This window comes from Acinetobacter sp. RW6, assembly GCF_041956835.1.
GTDB classification, from domain to species: Bacteria; Pseudomonadota; Gammaproteobacteria; order Pseudomonadales; family Moraxellaceae; genus Acinetobacter; species Acinetobacter calcoaceticus.
Genome location: NZ_CP167121.1, coordinates 2383288 through 2406981, shown reverse-complemented (window position 1 = coordinate 2406981; position 23694 = coordinate 2383288). Strand labels below are relative to the sequence as shown.

Here is a 23694-nt window from a genome sequence, read left to right as displayed (position 1 = left end):
CCTCTTACCGTCTGCATGAATTCTAATCTACCCCCTGTTTCGGATTCAAAACTTGCGGCAAACCTGCAAGTCAAATCGACGAATGTACATGTCCCGACACCTAAGTTCTTTATGCCGGTGTTTCTGACAATTATTGTTGCAACACTTATTTATATTGGATTTCAGGTGAGTGCTGATTTAGCGCATGTACCGCCTTTGAGTCTTTATTCGGTTATTCTCTTATCTACCGCACTCTTGATTGCTTTAGGCTTTGAGTTTGTAAATGGCTTCCATGATACTGCAAATGCAGTAGCGACAGTGATTTACACCAATGCTTTACCTGCACCGGTTGCAGTCATGTGGGCAGGTTTTTGTAATTTTCTTGGGGTAATGGTTGCAAGCGGCGCAGTCGCTTACGGCATTATTGCATTGTTGCCTGTTGAATTGATTATGAACATGGGTAGCGGTGCAGGTTTCGCAATGGTTTTTGCGCTTCTTATTGCTGCGATTCTCTGGAACTTAGGTACTTGGTTCTTGGGTATTCCTGCTTCTAGCTCTCATACTTTGATTGGTTCAATCTTGGGTGTGGGCATTATGAACCATCTATTGAGTGCATCGACTGGCGTAACGACCAGTGGTGTTGATATGGATCAGGTGATTAAAGTCGGTAAGGCATTATTATTTTCACCTTTAATTGGTTTTGCTTTTGCAGCGATTGTATTCTTGTTGGTTAAAACTATTTTTAAACGCCAATTAGAGTTATTCCAGCCACCAGAAGGTAATAAACCACCACCAGCAATCATTCGTGCAATTTTAATCTTTACCTGCACAGGTGTAAGTTTTGCACATGGTTCTAATGATGGTCAAAAAGGTATGGGTTTAATCATGCTGATTTTGGTTGGTCTGGTGCCATTGGCTTATTCATTAAATAAAAACCTTGATACACAACAAGTTCAATCATTCCATCAGCTTTCTTCTCAAACTGCCGTACTTTTGAATCAAAATCAGCCAGAATTAACCGATGAAAAAGCACGTGTTATTTTGACTAAATATATTCAGACTAAACAGCAAACTCCGGAAGTAGTGCCTGCATTGGCAAGCATGACTGATCATTTGGGTGAGCGAGTTTCTAGCTATAGCAACTTAAAAGACATTCCAGAAGCTGCAATCAGTGAAATTCGTAATGACATGTATTTAAGTACAACGACGTTTAAGCGTTTGGATAAAGCAGATGCTTTACCAAAAATGGATCAGTCACAAGAAAAACTCGTGAAAGAATACCGTAGTAGCTTAGATTCATTCTTACAATACATTCCAACTTGGGTGAAAGTAGCAGTTGCTTTGGCGCTTGGCTTAGGCACCATGGTTGGCTGGAAACGTATTGTTGTGACTGTAGGTGAACGTATTGGTAAACATCATATGACTTATGGTCAGGGGATGTCTGCTGAGCTGGTCGCAATGAGTACAATTGCAGCTGCCGACGGTTTAGGTATGCCTGTTTCAACAACACACGTTTTAAACAGTGCTGTTGCTGGTACCATGGTAGCGAATAGATCAGGCTTAAACTTCAATACAGTTAAAACGATTTTATCTGCATGGGTATTTACACTTCCTGCAACAATCTGTTTGTCAGGCGGTTTGTACTGGTTATTCTTACAGTTTGTATAAAAGTATTTCAAAAATTAAAGCCACTGTTCACAGTGGCTTTTTTATTTGTTTCTTTTTAACGTTCAGTCTATTTTCATGTACATTCAATTATAAATTAATGAGTCCTTATAAAGCCTCAAGTAACTTCAGAGGCTAGGCTTAAAACTTTTATATCGGGATAGATTATGGATGCGGTTCAAATAGATCAGCTAAAACAACAATTTCCACTTATTGAGACACTGCAAGCCTATCAAGAAACATTTTGGTTTACACCTCATTGCTATCCTTTAAAAGAAGCTTTAGAAAAAGTTGGATTAACAGCCGAGGACGTAAGTGAAGCAGAAGCCAGATTAGAGCGCTTCGCACCTTATTTGGCAAAAGTGTTTCCTGAAACTCAAGCGCAACATGGAAAAATTGAATCAGATATCGTTGAAATTGGCCATATGCAACAAGCACTTTCTTCAACAGAGCAAGTGCAACTGAGCGGAGTATTCTGGCTGAAAAAAGATAGCCATTTACCTATTTCAGGTTCAATTAAAGCGCGTGGTGGTATTTATGAAGTCTTGGCTCACGCCGAAAAGTTGGCAATTGAGGCCGGACTTCTCAAGTTGGAAGACGATTACAGTAAGTTAGATCAAGATTCATTTCTAAAGTTTTTTTCTAAGTATCAAATTGCAGTAGGCTCAACAGGAAATTTAGGGCTTTCGATTGGTATTATGAGCGCCAAACTGGGTTTTAGAGTCACAGTCCATATGTCTGCCGATGCTAGACAATGGAAAAAAGACAAACTGCGTTCATTGGGCGTTAATGTTGTGGAATATGCCAGTGACTATGGCGTAGCTGTTGAAGAGGGAAGAAAAGCAGCAGAGCAAGATCCACATTGCTTTTTTATTGATGATGAAAACTCAAAAACATTATTTTTAGGTTATGCAGTTGCAGGAATACGCTTAAAACAGCAATTTGAGCAAAAACAAATTAAAGTTGATGCTGAACACCCATTATTTGTTTATTTGCCGTGTGGCGTTGGTGGTGGCCCTGGTGGGGTAAGTTTTGGACTAAAACTGGCTTTTGGTGAGCATGTACATTGTATCTTTGCAGAACCCACCCATTCGCCATGTATGTTACTCGGTGTCCACACAGGTTTGCATGATCAGATTTCAGTGAATGACATTGGCCTCGATAATGTAACTACCGCAGATGGGCTCGCAGTAGGCCGTGCTTCAGGTTTTGTGGGACGTGCTATGCAGCAGTTAATTGATGGCTATTACACCATTGATGATGAGCGTTTGTATGAGCTCATTGCGCTTTTAAATCAAACTGAAAATATTCAGCTTGAGCCTTCTGCGGTGGCAGGAATGATGGGGCCATATTATGTCCAGACGAGTCCTGATTATTTGGCTTTACATCAACTATCAACTGAGCAGTTACAGCAGGCAACTCATGTGATATGGGCGACAGGAGGCGGTATGGTGCCGCCTGATGAAATGCAAAAATATCTATCACACTTTCAAAATAAATAGATAAACACAGAAAAAAGCCCAATTCTAGAATTGGGCTTCAATCAAATTATTTTTTAGATGATTTTCCAAAAGGTAGTTTTTCGGTTGCAAAGCCATAGATTGCAGCAAAAGGCAGGGCAGTTCTTGCTAAATAAGCAACACGCCACAATCCGCCGTGGTTGGCACCTTCCATCATGAGCTCAAGCGGATGGTCCAGCTCCGTTTCAGGATTTGCCACAGAAGACTCATTTCTTAAGTCATGAATCCAGATTGCAGCCATAATTGCATTGGTAGTTTCAGGGCTAAATGCTTCTACATCAAAAAGCTCTGCACCATTAAAAGCTGCTTTCAACAATGGATTTTTAGTCACAGAGTGAGTCGTTGTAGATGGAGCAATATTAATGCTCACGTGTTGTCCTTGATGGCGGGCCAAAATAGCACGCCATTGTTGAATGCGTTTAGCCAAAGCATAATTTGGCCCTTGTTCAACAACTAGACAGTCGGCAATGCCATACGTTTTTCCATTTTCACAATCAACTAAGTCTTGATATGGCGCTTGAAAAAAACGTTTTAAGGAAAGTGCTGAAACACCTTTTACTGCCATTTTTTGTAGTTTTGTACGTGATTTAAACTTTTGTTGAGCAGCTTTTGCGACTTCTTTAGGAACCGCATAAACATCGGTTGGCGTACACATAAACATAAGGCTCGTATCAGACTTATGCTCGCTTACAAATTGCATGATGCTGTCCATTGCCATGGAAACACGAACATGCTTTTCACCATCTAAATAGGCAATTGCGGCCAAATCTAACTTTTGCGGAAACTGAACTAACCACTGTGCAATTTCTGGTAATTGAGTCAATAAATTTGCACCCAATTTATCTTTTAATTCAGAAACTTTTGCTGACGAATCAATTTGTTCAACACTTGGCGCAATGAGGGTTGCGTTTCCTTGTTGAATCGTATCTAAAATCTTGCCCCAAACACGTGGGTCTGGTAAGTCGACAGCAACAATATTCGCTTTCCATTTGGCTAACCAAGGTAGAGGTCCTGCTTCTGAAGCTGCACCAAACAGCACCATGGTACGGTCAGATAAATCAAACCATTCTGGGTGAGCAATAGCTTCACGTAAAGCTTTGGCATGACTTGGTTCAATAATACCAGCCTCTTCCCAACGTTGAATCTGGTCCAGTAAGCTTTGCCCGCTTAGTTTTTGTCCTTTGTAAGGAACATACCATTCAGGTGCTGCATCACTTTCACCTTTAAGTTTTACTGTATGAAGTGGCGTAGATGAAGCAATATTAACCGCATCTTTTAAAAGGTAGTGTTTACTATCACGATAATAGTCAAAAATATGGTGAGCTTTATGCAAACCTTGCTTCGCAATAGTAATGGGGTGCTTGCTATTAGAAATCCCTTGTTTAACAAGTGCTTTAAAATATATTGGGTAATTTTTTCGCCAGTTTTTTTCATTCAGCACTTGTTGTGCGGTTTTATTATCTACAACAGATAAAGCCTCTGACAAAATTTCTTGGCCAGTAAGAGATGTGCTTTGTTTTTTTGTTGAGGCGTGTACTGGAAATTGTAGACCTTCGACTTGACTTGTGCTGGACATAAAATATCTCGTTATACGACTGGGTTAATATACAGATGTATACATTATCTATGCCAATGAAAGGAAACGAGTGGCAATAACTGACAAAATAATATTGATTATTTATGTGATGAAACATGGAAGAGAAAATTATTATGATAAATTCATCTCATTTTGGTCTTAATTTTTTTCACAATTTTAGAACATTTTTATAGACTTACGTTACATAAATGATTATTTTGTATTAAGCAAATACATCAGTTTTAGCCTGAAGGTAAAATGTTCAAAATGTATCAATAATACAGATACAGAAATGATTAAAAACTAGACTTTTTTCTTAAAGGATAAGAGAAGTCAGACGGAATAAGAAAGAATTGGGGTGAAACTAGATAGAAGACAACATAAGATTGTCTTTTAAAAATCTTGGGGATATGGTGATTTTTTTACACCATAATTTTCTAGTTTCATCCCATCTATTTTTGGGTTGGAACCCTCCATTTTTGTGCTCACTTTATCACTTGATTGAACCTTATTTGTTTAAAGTAACTTCAAAATTACTTTAAAAAGGGTATCTCTAACAACGTCCTTTTTTCGCTTGTCCTGGTGGGCAAAAGTCTCCCGGATGGTTGTGGTAAGGTGAATCTGGATCAATCACAATACTACCTTCAGGTGTATGAACTGCACAGGCTGATAATGACATTGTGAAAATTGCTGCTGCACAGAGAAGTAATGTTTTCATCTTGTTCTCACTTTTTTATCATTCTCTTTTGTACTATAGAAAATTTTTGATTATTTTTCGATCTACTTTTGGTTAAGAATATATTTAATAATTCTGATTTAAAGAAACTAATCAGATCGTAAAATCGTTCGAAAGCCCACATGGGTTGCTGCTAAATCAAAGTCTTGCGGATAGCGGCTACTGCTACGATAACGTGAACAATAATTTTGTGCGCAAAGAAAAGATCCACCTTTAATTACATATTGTGTACTGGTGATTTGTTGTTGTCTTAAATCAGAATAATTTCCCATATGCTGGTCATGAGCACCTTGATATGGAGATGATGTCCATTCCCATACATTTCCGATCATATCAAATAGTTTGAAATGATTTGGTGCAAAGCATCCAACGGGCGCAACATCTTTAAAGTGATCTTGATTCAGGTTTTGAAAAGGGAATTCACCTTGCCAGTAATTTGCTTGTGGATGTTGGTGTTCATCGGTAGGGGTCTGATGTAATGGTGTATCAGTTTGCGAATTCGCTTTAGCTGCATATTCCCATTCTAGTTCTGTTGGTAAATCACGTCCTAACCAGACTGCATAATGCTCAGCATCGTTTTTACTCACATATCGCACAGGTTCATTAGGATTCGCTACGGCACCATTATTGCCGTTTGGAGTTTTCCATGTATAGCCCGATTTTAGCTGCCACCATTGCTGTGGGTGTTGAGGGTCTGGTGAAAAAACAGCAGCCTGCTTTTGTTTTTCGGCATCGGTGATATAACCCGTTGCTTTTACGAAACTAGCAAACTGAGCAACGGTAACTTCTGTTTGATCAATCCAGAATCCTTTAACTTCCCGTTGTTTTTCTCCAAAATTGAGCTCATCAGGATAGGCTTTTTCAGAACCAAAATTAAAATGTCCATTAGGAATTAAAACCATTCCTGCTGTAGGTTGTTTTAGCCAATCTTGAGGTAGTCCAGTGTAGTTTTTACATTTCTCAATAGACCCCAAGTCAGCTAAAGAGATTTGCTGCTGAGACGATGGTGTGGGTTCAGAAACTTGTGAAGATTGACTACAGCCTGTCATAAAAGACAGGCTGATGATCGTAACTAAAAATGGTTTCAATCTCATTTGGCGTTATATTCCTGCACACCATTTTTTTCAGTATATTTCTGATAGACCGATAACAGTTCTTGCACTTTAGCAGGGTAAAGCTGAGCAACGTTCTGTCTTTCCCCTCGATCTGCTTTAATGTTGTACAGCTCCCAAGTTCCTGTACCTAGCTCAGGACGGCCTTGAAGTGCAATTTTCCACTCACCTTGTTTTGCATATTTACTGCCATGTAGCTCATCGGCAAAACTAAAATTTTCGGGGCGAATCGTAGTGGTTTTATTTTCAAGCAAAGGTTTCCATGAAATCCCTGATGGCGTGTTAATGGTACGGCCATTGTATTGGCCTTGAGGGACTGGAATATGAGCATATTCTAGTAAAGTTGGGAAAACATCGAGTACTGATGCAAAGCTATGATTCGTTTCTTCTGCTTTTTTCTGATTTGGTAATTTCACGATAGCAGGGGCAGTAGTTGCACCTTCACCGGCTGTATCCTTCCACAAATGGAAAGGTGCAGCACTAACCTCAGCCCAACGTGGTCCAATATAGTGATACGAAGTCGGTGTACCTACATTTGCTACAGAGTTATCAAAGCCAGATTCACTGCCGTATCCTCCACGTACAAAACCTTCTGCACCATTGTCGGAAACAAAGAAAATTAAGGTATTTTCATAAAGATTATTTTGTTTGAGATATTGAATAATTCGGCCCACATTGGCATCGAGATTTTCTACCATACCTGCATAGATTTCCATTTTACGGGCTTCTAGTGCTTTTTGTTCAGCAGTTAATTCATTCCATTTTCCATATTTTTGTGGAGCATTTTGAGTTGCAATCGGTTCGGCTGCTTCAAAGTTTGCCGGAATAATGCCAAGCTGTTTTTGACGCGCGATACGCGCATTACGAATTGCATCGTAACCAACATCGTAAACTCCGCGATATTTTTCACGGTATTCCGCAGGTGCCTGAATTGGCCAATGAGGCGCTGTATAGGCAGCATAAGCAAAGAACGGTTTGCCACTATTTTTGCCGGAGTCTAAATAGCTCAGTAATTTATCGGTAAAATAATTTGTCGAGAAAAAGTCATCAGGCAATGCTGAAACAGGAATAATTTGCCCATCTTCCGTATAGGTCGAATTTCGCTTAAATGCACTTGGAGCTTGTTTAAAGTGATGATCTAGCCCTTGTAACAAGGTAAATGAATGGTCAAAACCTTTTGCATGGGCATTCGTTTCAGGGGTTAGCCCTAAATGCCATTTACCGCTGATATAAGTACGATAGCCATTATCTTTAAGAACCTGTGCAATCGATAATGAACGCTCGTTTAAATATCCTTCGTAGCCAGGCTGGCCCTTTAAATGTTCTGGCGTGAGTTCAGCCATTGCACCAATACCAGCTAAATGGTGATCAGTACCTGAAATCAGTTGAGAACGTGTTGGGGAACAGGTCGGGGCAGTGTGATAGTCAGTTAAAAGGCGACCTTCCTGAGCTAGGCTATCAATATTGGGTGTGCGAATTTCACTACCGAAAGCTCCTAAATCTGAATAGCCTAAGTCATCCGCCATAATAAATAAGATATTGGGCTGTTTAGGAGTACTGACTACATTTTCTTGTTTATCGTTGTCATTACATCCAGCCAAAGATAAGCTAAATAAAGCAATGGAAAGGCTAGATAAAATTGCTTTGTACTTCATTGTATCATCTGAATTATTAAAAGAATTGGCATGAGTTTAATCAGATGGTTTTTGCAATCAAAACAAGGAAAAGATCAAAGAAAATCAGAAAAAAGACTGAGAATTTATGGTGATAAATAAATGAGAAAAAAAGAAAAGCCCATTACGGGCTTTTTTTGAATGCTTGACTTAGAACGGAATACGAGTCAGTTGATCTAAGAAATGTGGAATCACTTTCGGTTCGATCAAAATGGTTACAAGGACCCCGTAAGCTGCACCCCATAAATGAGCACTATGGTTGATATGGCTATTACCACGTTTACCAGCCCAAATGCTGTACGCTACATATAAAACAGCAAAAATAATGGCTGGTACTGGAATGAAGAATACAAAAATCAGCTTCCATGGTTGAAATAGAATATAAGCAAATAAAACAGCTGAGACAGCACCAGAGGCGCCGAGGCTCGCCCAGTTTGTATCATTTCTATGTTGTAAATAGCTCGGTAAAATTGCAAAGATTAAACCGCCTAAATAGAACAACACAAATCCCATGTCATAAAAATATTGGCGATAAAAACTTTCAATAATGCTGCCAAAGAAGAACAGGGTAATCATGTTAAAAAGTAGATGTGTACCATCTGCATGGATAAAGCCATGAGTAATGAAACGATCAAATTGTCCACGTTGCATTGCAGGTGGCCAAAAAATCAAACGATTCATCACGTTTTGATTACTAAAAGCAAGTAAGGAGACAATGACCGTAATAATAATAAGGGTAATGGTATGGTTGAATGGCAGATGCAACATAAGAAATATTTAAAAAATGATCAATATTGAGCCCAATAATGCCATTAAAAACTTCAGTTGAAACCCTGTTGTGTATAAATCCGACAAATTTAGTTGATTTTTTTTAAATCTACCTCATCTTCGGTTAATATAAAGGCATCAGCTTGAGGAATATTGTTATGTCGACTGAGAACACCAACACTGCTGTTGCAGAAGAAATTCCAAACCTTTTGATTACACCATCTGCACAAGAGTATTTGCACGATTTATTGACGAAGCAAAATACTCCGGGAATTGGCGTTCGAGTTTTTGTTGAACATCCGGGTACGCCACGTGCAGAATGCTGTATGGCATATAGTGCACCAGAAGAAGTAATCCCAACGGATTATAAACAGGACTATCCAGATTTCCCTGCATATATTGATGCGCCATCTATTCCTTATCTTTTAGATGCCGTAATTGATTACAATAAGGACCGTTTCGGTGGGCAGTTAACTTTCCGCGCGCCAAACTCTAAAGTTCCACGTGTTGGTCCAGATGCATCAATTGAAGAGCGTATTACTTACATTCTTCAAGCAGAAATTAACCCAGGTCTTGCAGGCCATGGCGGGAATTGTAGCTTGGTAGAAGTACAAGATAATCCAGAACATGGTTTAACTGCTGTATTGAAATTTGGTGGTGGTTGCCAAGGATGTTCTGCAATTGACGTTACCTTGAAACAAGGTGTAGAAACGACGTTAAGAGAGCATATTCCAGAGCTTCAACGTGTGGTTGACCAAACTGACCATACACAAGCTGAAGGTGCTTATTTCAAATAATTAAATTATTTGAAATGTGAAATAAAAAAGCCTCGAAATGAGGTTTTTTTATTATTCAATATAAATAATGATAATTATTATCAATATCATTTGTAATTTTATTTAGATTTGTTACAATGCGGAACTTAAAATGAGAGATGTTTAATAAATCAATATATTGGGAATACTTATGTCGAAGCGTATTATCCAGTCAGTGCTTTCTGTTTCAGTACTGGCAAGTATGATGTCTATGGCTTATGCTGCAAAAAATGAGCAAGAACAAGCTGAACCAGCATTAGAAAAGCCTGCTGAACCTGTCAAATTGGAAACAATTTTTGTAACAGCTGAAGAGCAAGTAAAGCAATCGCTCGGTGTATCAGTGATCACCCAAGAAGATTTAGAAAAACTTCCAGTTCGTAATGATATTTCAGATTATGTACGCCGTATGCCTGGTGTAAATTTAACTGGAAACAGTGCAACAGGGCAGCGTGGTAATAATAGACAAATCGACATTCGTGGAATGGGTCCTGAAAATACGCTCATTTTAGTGGATGGAAAACCTGTTAATTCTCGTAATTCAGTTCGCTATGGCTGGAAAGGGGAACGTGATACACGCGGTGATTCAAACTGGGTTCCAGCAGAAGCAATCGAATCGATTGAAGTTTTACGTGGACCCGCCGCAGCTCGATATGGTTCGGGTGCAGCAGGTGGTGTAGTCAATATCATCACTAAAAAAGTGACGAATGAAACCCATGGTTCGGTAGAGCTCTATACTTCACAACCTGAAGACTCTAAAGAAGGTTCATCAAATCGAGTTGGCTTTAATTTAAGTGGGCCACTGATTAAAGATGTTTTATCATATCGTTTATATGGTAATTACAATAAAACAGAAGCTGACGATGTCGATATTAATAAATCAATTGGAAGTACGGCAGCTGGGCGTGAAGGCGTTAAAAATAAAGATATTTCAGGACGTTTAGCTTGGCAAGCCACAGATCAACAAACAGTCTTGCTCGATGTTTCATCTAGCAAGCAAGGGAATATTTATTCTGGCGACTCTCAGTTAAATGCAAATGCTGAAGCAGATGCGATTCTTTCTGAACTTATTGGTAAAGAAACCAATACGATGTACCGTGATAGCTATGCTTTAACACATGAAGGTGATTGGTCTTGGGGGAAAAGTAAGTTAGTTGCTCAATATGATAAGACTCATAATAAACGTTTGCCTGAAGGCCTTGCGGGAAGTGTAGAAGGAAAAATTAATAACCTTGATGATAAAGCGACTTCAAGATTAGAAACTCTTCGGTTAAATGGTGAAGCCAATATTCCTTTTGAATATTATGTACCACACGTATTAACACTCGGTACTGAGTGGGTTGAAGACAGATTTAAAGATAATATTTCGACAAATCAGGGTACAGACAGCAGCGGTTCAGGTTATGGCGATCAATTAGCTAAAGGTAATCGCAGTAAAATGGAATCACGTATTGCTTCTGCATATATCGAAGATAACTTGAAACTCACAGACAGCACAGATGCTGTGTTAGGTTTACGTTTCGACGACCATAGCAAATCTGGTTCTAACTGGAGCCCAAGCTTAAACGTTACTCAAAGACTCAATGACTATTTCACCCTAAAAGGTGGGATAGCAAAAGCTTATAAAGCACCAAACATGTATCAAAATGCCGAAGGGTACTTACTCAGTACAAACGGCAATGGTTGCCCTGCCAATATTGAATCGCGTTGTTTATTACAAGGTAATGGTGATTTAAAACCTGAAACTTCGGTAAACAAAGAGTTAGGCATCCAGTTCCAAAAAGACATTGTCAACGCGAGCTTAACGTGGTTCCGTAATGACTATAAAGATAAGATTGTGGCAGGAACGAATGTTGTTGGCACTGTAGATGGCTCAAGTACCAATGCCAATACAGGCGCTGTGACTAACACGAAGTGGAATATCTTACGTTGGGAAAATACGCCTAAAGCATTAATTCAAGGTTTTGAAGGAAGCTTAGGGTTAGACTTTGGCGATATTCGTTGGACCAACAACTTTACCTATATGATGGACTCGAAAGATAAGCAAACGGGTAACCCATTATCTTTAGTTCCTAACTATACAATTAACTCAATTTTTGATTACGACATTACAGATCAATTAGATGTGAATTTTGTATTTACTCAATATGGTCGTCAAAAATCGCGTCAATTTGCCGAAAATAGAATCGAATCTGGCATTGGTTCAGGTGGAACAAATTCTGCGATTAAGCCAAGCACTGTAAAAAGCTATAGTACGGCTGGAATTAATGTTGGTTATAAAATTTCAGACAATATTAGTACGCGTGTTGGTGTAAGCAACTTGTTTGATAAACAAATTTTAAGAGACAGTAATTCGATTAGCCAAACTTACAATGAGCCAGGTCGAGCTTATTATGCTTCTTTAAAATATTCATTTTAATCCATAGTAATAACAAAGGCGCTTTAAGCGCCTTTGTTATTTAAAATATCTAATGCTTTTTCAGAATAATAAAACTTTTCTAAGTACACACGAGCACGTCGTCTTAAATGACCAGTTGTGACTAATTGCTGTAATACCGGTACAAGTAACTGAGTCAGTTCGTGTTGAATTAAGCTTTCATCAATATTGAGGTCACGAAGTAACAAGTCAAAATTATGTTCCTGATTACGTACATACCATGTGTAAATACCATCATGTACTTGTTGTTTCAAATAAGAAGTCTGGCGAATGTGATCCCAAATCTGATGTCCTAAACCCACAGTTTTTGATAAATCCTGAACTTCTACATAATTTTTCAAAACAGAAAGTGGCATGGTTTTAACTTTATGCCAAATATTTGCCTGAAAATGGTAGAGCTTATCATTGTCAAAATGTTGATTTAAAACACGCTCACTCATTTGAGTGAGTTTTAAAATATTCTTTTGCAAATAATGATGAATCGTGTCGTGTAGATTTGAATCGGTTACGGTTTCTAGAACCGATTTCCCCATCTTCATAAAACGACCTACACCCGGCACACGTTTTGACATCGACTCATCTAAATAGTCATGCATCGTTTGCTGAATCAGCTGTGTTAGAAGTGCTGAAAATGCAGGATTATTCACAATCGTTTTAATGAGCTTCTTACGATGCTGATCTTTACTTGCAACGTATTGTGCAATTCCATCAATTGTTAAAACAGGAATAACATCTTCAATTGTTGTACTGTCATTAGCAGGATGAATCAGTGCAAAACGTATATGTTCTGCAATTTGTTCAAGCAGGGAATCAGAAGCAGGGGTGTCTAAAATCTGCTTTTGAATCAGCTGCTGGATTTGTTCAAAGGTCCAGAGGTGTTGTAGTTGCCGACTACCCAACCAATGATAAAATTGCTCAAATTCTTGTTGGATAACATTGGGCTGAGCAAATTCCTCATCTAAAAAATCAAGATGAGCTTCAATGAGTTTTTCTATAAGCGGTTGGGTAGACATAAGGTCTCACAAGTCCGAAGTTTTATTTAAGGTGTAGTCGTTCTTAAAGACTGATTTGTTTCTACTTTCAGTAAAAACGGTACATATTGTTGAATAACCAGCTGCTCAGCTTCCAAAATTGGCATATGGCCAACATTTTCTAAAATAACAGGAGGTTGGGCATTCTTTAAGAGTCGTTTTAGTTCACTTGCGACTTCGACATTAATAATCTTATCTTGCTTACCCCATAAAATCAGTGTTGGTGCATCAATCGTTCTTGTTAAAACGGCAAATGAATCGGGAGTGTAAACCTTATTTAGGGCAATAAGCTGATCAACCAGTTTTTGCGTTTGAGGTGCCTGATTAATCATGAGCTTTTCTTGAGCTTCTAAAAACTCTTTTGGAATAAAAGGTGGGGTATACATGGTTTGCTTTAACAAATAGTTAAAGTCACCCTTTTTAGATACTAAAAGTTGTTTTAGGTAAGCAGGATCTTTTAGATAAATTGTATTGGCAGAACGGAAAATACCGCCACTATCAACTAAGAATAGGCTTTTGGTTTCAAATGGATATTGTCCAGCATAGAGTAGGGCAATCGAACCGCCAAGTGAGTGGCCAGCAATATGAATAGGGCCTTTTAAATTTGCAGCTTCAACGAAACGACGTAATTTTTCGGCAAGATTAGGCACTGAATAATCAAAGTCTTGTGTAACTAAGGTTTCACCACTTCCTGGTAAGTCAGGAATAACGACATGGTAATTTGCTGTGAGATAACGGGCGACACGGTTCCAGTTATCACGGCTACCTCCTAATCCATGGATGAGTAACAACGTAGGTTTAGTGGTAGAACCACCTTCACTATATGACCAAGTTATATCACCAACTTTTAAACTTTTACTTTGTAAGCCTGCCCAGCTTCGTTCTTGCTGCAAAATATTTTGAAAGCTTATATCAATCGTATCGGCAGCTTGTGTCTGAGAAATACTCATTATTGTTGTAAGGCTGCATGCTAAGGTAAGTGCTGCAACGGTTTTTTTTAGAACAGTTTTTTTTGATGCGGACAGCGTCGTCATAAGATTTCATCCTTGATGCATAAGCGAGTTTGAAAATTATTGAAAAACTTTGCCAATGAGTCATTTGCTAAATGATTAAAAGGAGGAAAATTATAGTCAATCCATTTGCTAAAGTATGTCTATTTTTTAACTAAACAGCAGCGAATGTGCAGTAAATTCTCCATTCAAATAGAGGACGTATTTTTAAAATTTTACATGGAAAATGATTTAATTTTTTGTCAGTGACATTCAAATTTTGACACATTAAAATGATTTCCAACCTTGAAAAAACAATGGAAATATAAAATGCCTACTGCGCAAGAAGTTTTAGATCGTCTGAAAGCTGGTAATCAACGATTTGTAAATGGAAATACTTCCCTTGCAAAAACCTTATCTCATCATGAACGCGCTGAAATGGCAAAGGATCAAAATCCGTTTGCGATTGTATTAGGTTGCTCAGATTCTCGTGTTCCAGCAGAAATGGTATTTGACCAAGGTCTTGGTGACTTATTCGTAATTCGTGTTGCTGGTAATGTTGTGGCACCTTCACAAGTCGGTAGTGTTGAGTTCGCAGCAGAACGCTATGACTGTCCAGTTGTAGTTGTATTAGGACACAGTCATTGTGGGGCAATTCAAGCGACAATTGATACGTTAATGAACCCTGATCAACCGCCATCAGCTAACTTGATGTCGATTGTGAACCGTGTTCGTCCATCAGTTGAAATTTTAATGCAAACTGACTTAAAAAATGATTTGAAAAAATTATCATGTCATGCAGTACGTTCAAACGTTTTTGCTTCGGTAAATCAATTGCGTCATGGTTCAAGTGTCCTTGAAAGCTTGATCGCAAAAGGTGAGTTGATTGTCGTTGGTGCAGAGTATTCACTAGAAACTGGTGAAGTTACTTTTTTTGATTTCTGATCATATTAAAAATAATGCTTAAAACTAAAAGGTGCCTACAGGGCACCTTTTATGTATGGAAAAGCTAAATTAAGTAGTTTTGACTGTGCTTGTGCATTTGGATGAATCAAATCATTTTGCATAAGCTGTTTTTGACCAGCAATCCCATCTAGAAAGAACGGAAGTAATTTCACCTGATATTTTTGGCTTATAACTTTATAATTATTTTCAAAAGCTTTGCTATATGCAGCCCCATAATTTGGCGGAATTTTCATACCAAAAATAACAACTTTGGCTTTTTGTTTTTGGCTTAATTGAATGAGCTGATCTAGATTTTTTTGAATCATTTGAGGTGGTTGCCCACGCAAGCCGTCATTTCCGCCTAATTCAATCACCACTACATTTGGCTTGTAGGTCTGCAATAATTTAGGTAATCGTGCTAAAGCTCCGCTCGTTGTTTCTCCACTAACACTTGCATTGACCACTTTGTGTTGTTTGGGATACTGTTGGTCTAAACGTTTTTGTAGTAATTGTACCCAACCTTGTTTGGGATCAATTCCATAACCGGCACTGATACTATCTCCTAAAATTAAAATAGTTTTCGCCGATACAAGCATGGGCAGCATACTTAATGAGATGAGCATGATGCTTTTAGAACCAATCAAAAAAGATTTATACATTTGTACTTCGACTCTGATTCTGAATACATAGGACTTTTCACATCATGCCACAACCCATCATTGCTGCCCATCAAGTTACACAAACTATTCAGATCAACCAAAATCAGTTTACGATTTTAAAAGATATCGATTTAGAGATTTTTGAAGGGGAACAAGTAGCAATTACGGGGCGTTCCGGCTCAGGTAAATCAACCTTACTGGGAATTTTGGCGACTTTAGATCAACCGTCTGAAGGGGAAGTGTGGTTATGTGGTCAGGCAGTTCATGAGTTAACAGAAGAACAACGCGCTCAAATTAGAATGCAGCATATTGGTTTTGTATTTCAGTCTTTTCAACTTTTACCTCAGTTGAGTGCCCTTGAAAATGTCATGTTGCCCTTAAGGCTGCGTAAAGATTTCGATTATAAAACCGCAGAGAAAAAAGCGTTAGATTGGTTGCATCGAGTGGGACTTGGCCGTCAGGTAGAGCAAACTCCTAAAGTCTTATCTGGAGGAGAACAGCAACGTGTGGCAATTGCGAGGGCGCTCATTGCAGAACCACAAATTATTTTTGCGGATGAGCCGACCGGAAATTTAGATGGTCAAACAGCACAAGAAATTGAAAATCTGCTTTTTGATTTAAATCGAGAGTTAGGTACAACCCTTATTTTGGTTACACACGACCGTAATTTAGCAAGCCTTTGTCAGCGTCATGTTGAGTTAGATGATGGCCGATTAAAGACAGTACAGGGTGGTTAAATGATGCGTAATCTTCTAAAACCACTTTTACTACAAAGTTTCCGCACGGGTGGTCTGTATCTGCTCATTATTGCTTTATCGCTGGCGATTAGTGCCACAACCGCTCTTAAATTTAGCAATGACCAAGTTAAAAATGCTGTCAGTTTACAAGCTTCTCAAATGTTGGGGGCTGATTTAGTTCTGTCGAATAACGAACCGATAGAACAGTCATGGAAAAAAAGAGCAGAGCAGCTTGGTTTCAAGCAAACCAATGTCACTATGTTTAGTTCTATGGCCCATACACAAGATCAGTTTGTTATGGTCAACGTGAAAGCGATAGAGCCTTTATTTCCACTAAGAGGCCAGCTTGAAATTAAACCAACTACGCAAGGGATTCAGTCTGGTGAGGTGTGGTTAAGCCAAAGGGCGGCAGATTTATTAAAAGTAAAACTTGGTGATCCTGTTTCTATTGCGGATGGTACATTTCGTTTTAGCGGAGTGATTGTTCGTGATTCTAACCAAGAGTTAGGATTCTCTGGCTTTTCTCCCACGGTTATTATCCATCAAGCTGATATTGCTAAAACTCATGCAATTCAGACAGGGAGCAGAATTGACTATCGTTTATTAATGGCGGGTAAACCCGAACAGGTACAGACTTTTGCTAAGCAGTTTAAACAACAGCATCAAACTACTAAAGATCTAGACGAAACAGCGGGTTTACGGTTACGCGATGCCAGTGAGTCGAATAGCAGATTATTACGTCCCCTTGAAAACCTTGATACCTTTTTACAATTGGCCAATATTTTAACAATTTTATTGTGTGGTATTGCCATCGCTTTAACGAGTCAAAGATATGTTCAACAAAACCAAGATCACATTGCGCTCATCCGGTGTTTAGGGGGAAGTAAATTCCAAATTTTATTGGCATATATTGGATTACTTTGTGTTGTTAGCGCGATTTCGATTGTTATAGGAAGTTTATTGGGGCTGATATTGGGCTATGGCCTGCTTCAACTCATGTTGCAATTGGTTCCTCAATTGGAATTAAATTTTTCGGTAATACCACTTTTGCTTGGGCCTTTACCAATCGCCATTTTTACAAGTGTAATTGTTTTGCTGGGGTTTATCTTGCCAAGCATTTGGGAGCTTTTAAATACCCCACCAATTCGAGTTATTCGTGAACAAGCAAAATCTCGAAAATCATTATTTTTTATGTTTTTTGCCGGCATTAGTAGCCTGATCGTTTTTAGTTTGGTGTTGAGTGAAAACTTGATGCTCAGCATTATGGTTTTGGCTGCGATTATCGTTCTTTGTATTTTGCTTTACACCGCTGTCTGGTTATTGCTTCGTAGCCTAAAAAAGATGAAAAATCGTTTGTCTTTTTATATTCGTTCTCCTTCCCAAAGTGCATTACAGATTACTGCTCTAGCTTTAGGATTAAGCCTTATTACAGTGTTAAGTGTATTAAGAACTGATTTATTAGAGCGTTGGCAGCAACAATTGCCAGAAGGAACGCCTAATCAATTTGTTTATGGGTTACCACCATTCGACTTAAAAGCTTTTGAACAACAGTTGAAACAAAATGATTGGCAGAGCACACCTTTATATCCCAATATCCGCGGCCGATTATTGGCGAAGAATGAGGTACCTTTTTCTGAAGAAGCCATAAAACAAAATAATTCTTTACGTCGTGAGTTAAATTTAACTCAATCTAATCAATTACCGAATGACAATGCCATTACAAAAGGACAAGCTCAGTTTAGTGGTGTAGGGCAAGTTTCTGTCGAAAGCAAAACGGCTGAAAGCCTTGGTATTCAAATTGGAGATAAGCTTACCTTTAGCTTGCCGGAAGGCAATTTACAGGCCAAAGTTGTTAATTTTCGAAGTGTAGAATGGGAAAGTTTTAGTCCTAACTTTTTCTTTATTTTTTCACCGAAAACTTTAGATGAAAATGCTGGAAGCTATTTAGGCAGCTTTTATGTGCCTAAGCAAGACCAACCCAAAATGATCAATATCATTCAGCAATTTTCGAATACGGTATTTATTGACGTCGATCGAATTTTAGATGAAGTAAAGCGTTTAATGAATGTCTTAGTGAAAATTGTGACCGTGCTGGCAGCTTTAGTGGGTTTCTCTGGGGTTTTAGTACTCATTGCATGCTTAAACTTATTAATGGATGAGCGACGCCGTGAAGTTGCTTTATTACGTTCATTTGGATTGTCTAAAAATAAAATGAAGCAGATGCTCAGTCTTGAAGTTGGGTTTTTAGGATTGTTAGCAGGCATAGTTGCCTGCTGTTTTGCAGAAGTGATTAGTGCTATTGCAAGCTATAAAATGAATATGGCAATACAGTGGCATATTGAAATATGGTTGATTTTACCCGTTGGCATGATGCTGGTTTGTGCCCTGATAGGCCGTTATCGACTAGGCTATCTTTGCAACTTACCACCTTTACAAAGCTTAAGAGAACTAAACCAGATTTAAATTAGGGAATAATTTCAGGATTCTGGATGATGATTTCATGCCATAACGGAAGTAAAGGTGAGTTGAGTTGTACACAGTACATATAAAACCCACCTGTAATTACAATTGCTCCTAATAAGCCTAGAAGTTTGAGCGTATTTTTAAATTTACTGACGTAGCTTAAATACCACATCAGTGCAAGGAATGCTCCAATAACCATGCCGCCAATATGTGCGGCATTATTAATACCAGTTGCGGCAAAACCAAAAATAAGGTTGATTGCCATAATCATTAATAATGCTTTTTTATCGAGTATGTAGGCTTGATGAGGTAGCGGTGGAAATAAAGAAAGCACTGTTAACGCAGCACCTAAACCCATAACAGCACCTGAAGCGCCTGCACTGACATGGGGAAGTAAGTTCTGGTCAAAATGTTGCAGCAATTCATGTCCATCTTGAATCGTCATATAACTACTTAAAAGGCTACCAAATAAGCCAGCGAGTAAGTACATCCCAATAAAGTAGAAGCGACCAAATAGTGACTCAGCAACATTACCGAAAATATAGAGGGCCCACATGTTAAGCATGAGATGAACTAAACCAAAATGAAAAAACATGCTGGTAAATAAACGTTCGGGCTGTCCAGAAAAAGTAAGTGGTGTAAAATCTGCACCCCAATGAATGGCATCTTTCATGGCTGGGTCACTAATATCGACGCCTGATACAATTTGCCAGACAAACAAACCTACATTGATTGCGATGAGTAGGGCGGTCAGCCACCAATTTTGTACATTGAGTTTACGATTAATGTGCGGAGGCTGATATTGAGTCATGCTATGCTTTTGTTATATATGAACATGCTTTACAGCTTAACATGAAAAAAGTTGAATACAGGAGATCAGGACGAACATGAAAGCTTTTATTGTTCGCGTGTTGTTAATTTTTATTGGGGCGATTCTCCTTATTCAACTTTGGATTTTTTCGAGTTTAGTTTGGTGGCGGACACATGAAGTGGATACGACCATGTTCATGCGAATTGATTATTGGTCTGATACCTCTGAGCCAATCATCCATAAGTGGCTTGATTATGATGATATTAGTGACAATTTCAAACATGCGATTTTAGCGGGTGAAGATGCAAAATTTATCCATCATCATGGTTTTGACTGGCAGGGTATTCGTTTTGCCCTTGAGCGAAATAATGAAGAGGGTGAAGTTGTTGCTGGTGGTTCTACAGTATCTCAACAACTTGCAAAGAACCTATTTTTATACAATAAGCGTTCGTTTATTCGTAAGGGGCAAGAAACAGTCGCGACTTGGATGATGGAGCGCATGTGGTCAAAACGCCGAATTCTTGAGGTGTATATGAACTCGGTTGAATTCGGCAAAAATCTGTATGGTATTGAAGCAGCCGCTCAGCATTATTATGGTAAAAGTGCTAAAAGCCTAACGCGTGAACAAGCTGCTTTCTTAGCCGCATTATTGCCTGATCCGAAATATTATCAAGATCATCGCAACGATCATAAACTACAATATAGAAAACGCGTTATTTTACGTTATATGAATAGCACCCAGATTCCTGAATAAAGCTGTTTTAAAGATGTGTTAATTTTTTAGTTTTTACCAAATTGTCATATTTTTGCAGCATACTGGTTTATAGAGATTTTGGCTGGATAGAGAATTGAGTTAGACATGAATACAGCGATTACACCAACAACGACCCCAATAGAATATAGTTATAATGACCGTTATATCAATCGTGAATTGTCTATTCTTGACTTCCATTTGCGTGTATTGGAACAAGCGGTAGACCCTTTACATCCTTTACTTGAGCGAATGAATTTCTTACTCATTTTTTCACGCAACCTTGATGAATTCTTCGAAATTCGTGTTGCTGGGGTGATGGAGCAATTTTCTCTAGGCAATGAGAGTCGTAGCCCAGATGGTCTTACGCCAAGACAGGTCTTACAAAAAATCTCTGAAACTGCTCATGCTGCGATTGAGCGTCAATATCGTATTTTAAATGAGGAAATCTTACCTAAGCTACGTGAAGAAGATATCTGCTTCTTACGTCGTGGTGAGTTAACTCCAGCCCAATCTGCTTGGGTAAAAAAATATTTTCAGGAACAAGTTGCACCTGTATTAACACCAATTAGCTTAGATCCAGCACATCCATTCCCACGACTTGTGAATAAAAGCCTGAACTTCATTATCACTCTTGAAGGTAAAGATGCTTTTGGTCGTCAAATTGATTTGGCTGTTGTGCCTGCGCCACGTTCATTACCTCGCGTTGTACGACTACCAGATGAATTAACGGGTGGTAAAGAACATCATGTGATGTTATCGGCAATTATTCATGAGCATGTGTCTGATTTATTCCCGGGAATGACAGCAACTGGATGTTACCAATTCCGTGTGACACGTAATGCAGACTTGGCATTGAATGAAGATGTTGAAGACTTAGCTAAAGCATTAAAAGGTGAATTAAGTTCTCGACGTTTTGGTCGTGCAGTTCGCTTGGAAGTGACCCATAACTGTCCACAGCATATTTATGAGTATTTACTTGAAGAGTTCGATTTAACCGATGAGCAATTATATAAAGTTGATGGTCCAGTAAACTTAGCTCGTCTGGTTTCAAACTTTAAACGTCCTCATTTGCGTTATGACTCGCATACGCCAGTTGTGCCTAAAGTATTTAAAAAGACCGAGAGTATTTTCTCGGCAATGCAAAAACAAGATATTTTACTGCATCATCCGTTTGAATCTTTTGCGCCAGTTATTCAATTGCTACGCGAATCTGCACGTGATCCGCAAGTATTAGCCATCAAGCAGACGCTATATCGTAGTGGTGCTGATTCTGAAATTGTGCAAATTCTGGCTGAAGCGGCTCGAAATGGAAAAGAAGTTATTGCAGTTATTGAATTACGTGCTCGCTTTGATGAAGAATCCAACATTGAAGTAGCGAATGTTTTACAAGAGGCTGGGGCAGTCGTTGTTTATGGCATAGTCGGTTATAAAACCCACGCCAAAATGATCATGGTCGTACGCCGTGAAAATAATAAACTGGTGCGTTACGTTCATTTAGGAACAGGTAACTACCATGCGATGAATGCTCGAATTTATACAGATTATGGTCTCATGACCACAGATAAAGATCTGTGTGAAGACGTACACCGTATATTCCAAGAATTGACTGGCATGGGCAAAATGGCGAAATTGAAAAAGCTATTACATGCACCATTTACCTTACATGCTCAGCTCATTAACTTTATTGATGAAGAAATTGCCAATGCTAAAGCAGGGCGTAAAGCTCAAATCATTGTTAAAGTGAATGCGTTAACCGAAGTCCAGTTAATCAATAAATTGTACGAAGCTTCTCAGGCGGGTGTTCAGATTGACCTGATTATCCGTTCGATTTGCTGTTTACGCCCGGGTTTGCCTAACTTATCAGAGAATATTCGAGTGCGTTCAATTGTAGGACGTTTCCTTGAGCATACGCGCGTTTATTACTTTAGTAATAATGGTGATGCACGTATTTACTGTTCAAGTGCAGACTGGATGGACCGTAATTTATTTAATCGTGTTGAAGCATGTTTCCCTGTTGAAGACCCTGCGTTGAAAAAACGTATTTATCAACAAGGTTTGGTGAACTACTTACAAGATAATCAACAAGCATGGCTGTTACAAGGTGATGGTACTTGGATTCGTGCTGAGCCAGCAGAGGGTGAAAAATTGCATAATGCTCAAAGGGCATTATTGGAAATCATTAAATAATGAACTCTCAAGATTAAATAAAAGCCGATATTTTGTCGGCTTTTTTAATTAACTGAAATTCAAAGTAATTTAGTTAGTTTTTCTAAATGGTTGCTGGATAAACGATAATAATTTGAAGCACTGCAATATGTTTTGAAAATATGTGATTTTTTACATAAAACATTGAATTTTAAAAATATACAAATCACAAGAAATCTACTTTAATACGCCGCATTAAATATACTTAACTTTGGTAAATGAATAAGATGCAATGCTTTATTAGAAGTTTACTTATTAAAATACTTTTGGGGATAATACCAGTGACCGCCTATGCAGATCAGAAGTGTTATGGGGATATCATCGTATTTCAAAGATTTGATGATCAAGCGATGTATCCTTATTTTGTAAATCCTTCTAATGATAAAGCGAAAAAAGGTGGGGAGAAAAATAAAACAATAGTCATCCAAAAAAGAAAACAGAAACAAGATGAGTTTTTAGCCCAAAAGAAAATTGAAGATGTTCACACAAAGAAAGTAGAAGAAAAGAAAAATTTTGACAATAAAAAGCAACTTGATGCAGCGATCGCTAAAGAAATTTTGGAAAATGGTGAAAAGAAATGGATGGTACAAGTTGCATTAGCGGCTAATCAAAATAAGGCAAGTATGATTCAGTCACGGTTAGAAGCGAAAGGGTACAAGGTTGTAACCAGTGCAACGACTAAAGGAATACGAGTTATGGTGGACCCTGCAAATGACTATGCCATCGCACAAATTATTAGAGAAAAAATTATCGCTGATAATAGTTTGAATATGCCATCTGCTTGGGTGTTTAAGTGGGCATCCTTGACACCTCAGTAAAATA

Annotated in this window: 20 protein-coding genes; 10 read left to right on the top strand and 10 right to left on the bottom strand. The window is 38.5% G+C overall.

Annotated elements, in window-relative coordinates:
* Positions 1-15 precede the first annotated feature (15 nt).
* Together ACB088_RS11425 and ACB088_RS11420 are read left to right on the top strand one after the other, a co-directional pair.
* Positions 16-1647, top strand: a complete 1632-nt coding sequence (locus tag ACB088_RS11425; RefSeq protein WP_017391706.1) for an inorganic phosphate transporter — start codon at positions 16-18, stop codon at positions 1645-1647.
* 164 nt (positions 1648-1811) lie between these two features.
* Complete coding sequence (locus ACB088_RS11420; RefSeq protein ID WP_375037011.1) at positions 1812-3146, top strand: D-serine ammonia-lyase; 1335 nt, start codon at positions 1812-1814, stop codon at positions 3144-3146.
* A 46-nt stretch (positions 3147-3192) separates the two neighbouring features.
* Here the strand turns inward: ACB088_RS11420 and ACB088_RS11415 are convergent, their stop codons facing one another.
* The 5 genes from ACB088_RS11415 to ACB088_RS11395 all read right to left on the bottom strand — a co-directional run bounded on the left by ACB088_RS11415 (position 3193) and on the right by ACB088_RS11395 (position 9029).
* A complete protein-coding gene (locus tag ACB088_RS11415; protein WP_375037010.1) occupies positions 3193-4740 on the bottom strand; it encodes a hypothetical protein in 1548 nt (515 codons plus the stop codon).
* A gap of 553 nt (positions 4741-5293) precedes the next feature.
* Positions 5294-5458, bottom strand: a complete 165-nt coding sequence (locus tag ACB088_RS11410) for a hypothetical protein (RefSeq protein WP_004793999.1) — start codon at positions 5456-5458, stop codon at positions 5294-5296.
* Between the two features lie 107 nt (positions 5459-5565).
* Positions 5566-6570 (bottom strand): formylglycine-generating enzyme family protein, encoded by a 1005-nt coding sequence (locus ACB088_RS11405; RefSeq protein ID WP_375037009.1) that lies wholly within the window; start codon positions 6568-6570, stop codon positions 5566-5568.
* Positions 6567-8243, bottom strand: coding sequence for an arylsulfatase (locus tag ACB088_RS11400; RefSeq protein ID WP_375037008.1), 1677 nt, complete (start codon positions 8241-8243; stop codon positions 6567-6569). Before ACB088_RS11400 ends, ACB088_RS11405 begins: the two co-directional genes overlap by 4 nt.
* A gap of 168 nt (positions 8244-8411) precedes the next feature.
* Positions 8412-9029 (bottom strand): rhomboid family intramembrane serine protease, encoded by a 618-nt coding sequence (locus ACB088_RS11395; RefSeq protein ID WP_003653076.1) that lies wholly within the window; start codon positions 9027-9029, stop codon positions 8412-8414.
* A gap of 158 nt (positions 9030-9187) precedes the next feature.
* Between ACB088_RS11395 and nfuA the strand changes: the two genes are divergently transcribed.
* Both nfuA and ACB088_RS11385 read left to right on the top strand, forming a co-directional pair.
* Positions 9188-9826: a Fe-S biogenesis protein NfuA gene (gene nfuA, locus ACB088_RS11390; RefSeq protein WP_003653074.1), complete on the top strand. Its 639-nt coding sequence runs from the start codon at positions 9188-9190 to the stop codon at positions 9824-9826.
* Positions 9827-9995: 169 nt separating this feature from the next.
* Positions 9996-12260, top strand: coding sequence for a TonB-dependent siderophore receptor (locus tag ACB088_RS11385; protein ID WP_375037007.1), 2265 nt, complete (start codon positions 9996-9998; stop codon positions 12258-12260).
* Positions 12261-12283: 23 nt separating this feature from the next.
* Here the strand turns inward: ACB088_RS11385 and ACB088_RS11380 are convergent, their stop codons facing one another.
* Positions 12284-13291, bottom strand: coding sequence for a hypothetical protein (locus tag ACB088_RS11380; RefSeq protein ID WP_375037006.1), 1008 nt, complete (start codon positions 13289-13291; stop codon positions 12284-12286).
* 26 nt (positions 13292-13317) lie between these two features.
* Entirely contained in the window at positions 13318-14343 is a 1026-nt protein-coding gene (locus ACB088_RS11375; protein ID WP_375037005.1) for an alpha/beta fold hydrolase, read from the bottom strand.
* A gap of 285 nt (positions 14344-14628) precedes the next feature.
* Here ACB088_RS11375 and ACB088_RS11370 point away from each other — a divergent pair, with 285 nt between their 5' ends.
* On the top strand, positions 14629-15243 hold the full coding sequence (locus ACB088_RS11370) for a carbonic anhydrase (RefSeq protein ID WP_017388743.1): 615 nt from the start codon (positions 14629-14631) through the stop codon (positions 15241-15243).
* A gap of 35 nt (positions 15244-15278) precedes the next feature.
* Here ACB088_RS11370 and ACB088_RS11365 read toward each other — a convergent pair whose 3' ends face one another.
* Positions 15279-15902: an arylesterase gene (locus tag ACB088_RS11365; protein WP_309952573.1), complete on the bottom strand. Its 624-nt coding sequence runs from the start codon at positions 15900-15902 to the stop codon at positions 15279-15281.
* Positions 15903-15946: 44 nt separating this feature from the next.
* Between ACB088_RS11365 and ACB088_RS11360 the strand changes: the two genes are divergently transcribed.
* Both ACB088_RS11360 and ACB088_RS11355 read left to right on the top strand, forming a co-directional pair.
* Complete coding sequence (locus ACB088_RS11360) at positions 15947-16639, top strand: ABC transporter ATP-binding protein (protein ID WP_045434585.1); 693 nt, start codon at positions 15947-15949, stop codon at positions 16637-16639.
* Positions 16640-16642: 3 nt separating this feature from the next.
* The gene (locus ACB088_RS11355; RefSeq protein WP_375038801.1) at positions 16643-19102 is read left to right on the top strand and encodes an ABC transporter permease; all 2460 of its coding nucleotides are present in this window, start codon (positions 16643-16645) and stop codon (positions 19100-19102) included.
* A 1-nt stretch (position 19103) separates the two neighbouring features.
* Here the strand turns inward: ACB088_RS11355 and ACB088_RS11350 are convergent, their stop codons facing one another.
* On the bottom strand, positions 19104-19913 hold the full coding sequence (locus tag ACB088_RS11350) for a rhomboid family intramembrane serine protease (protein ID WP_375037004.1): 810 nt from the start codon (positions 19911-19913) through the stop codon (positions 19104-19106).
* Between the two features lie 76 nt (positions 19914-19989).
* Here ACB088_RS11350 and mtgA point away from each other — a divergent pair, with 76 nt between their 5' ends.
* Both mtgA and ppk1 read left to right on the top strand, forming a co-directional pair.
* Complete coding sequence (mtgA, locus tag ACB088_RS11345) at positions 19990-20667, top strand: monofunctional biosynthetic peptidoglycan transglycosylase (protein WP_005042244.1); 678 nt, start codon at positions 19990-19992, stop codon at positions 20665-20667.
* Between the two features lie 105 nt (positions 20668-20772).
* On the top strand, positions 20773-22854 hold the full coding sequence (gene ppk1, locus ACB088_RS11340) for a polyphosphate kinase 1 (protein WP_092707584.1): 2082 nt from the start codon (positions 20773-20775) through the stop codon (positions 22852-22854).
* Positions 22855-22913: 59 nt separating this feature from the next.
* Here ppk1 and ACB088_RS11335 read toward each other — a convergent pair whose 3' ends face one another.
* The gene (locus tag ACB088_RS11335) at positions 22914-23042 is read right to left on the bottom strand and encodes a hypothetical protein (RefSeq protein ID WP_081399186.1); all 129 of its coding nucleotides are present in this window, start codon (positions 23040-23042) and stop codon (positions 22914-22916) included.
* A gap of 57 nt (positions 23043-23099) precedes the next feature.
* Between ACB088_RS11335 and ACB088_RS11330 the strand changes: the two genes are divergently transcribed.
* Complete coding sequence (locus ACB088_RS11330; RefSeq protein WP_199990311.1) at positions 23100-23690, top strand: SPOR domain-containing protein; 591 nt, start codon at positions 23100-23102, stop codon at positions 23688-23690.
* Positions 23691-23694: the final 4 nt, after the last annotated feature.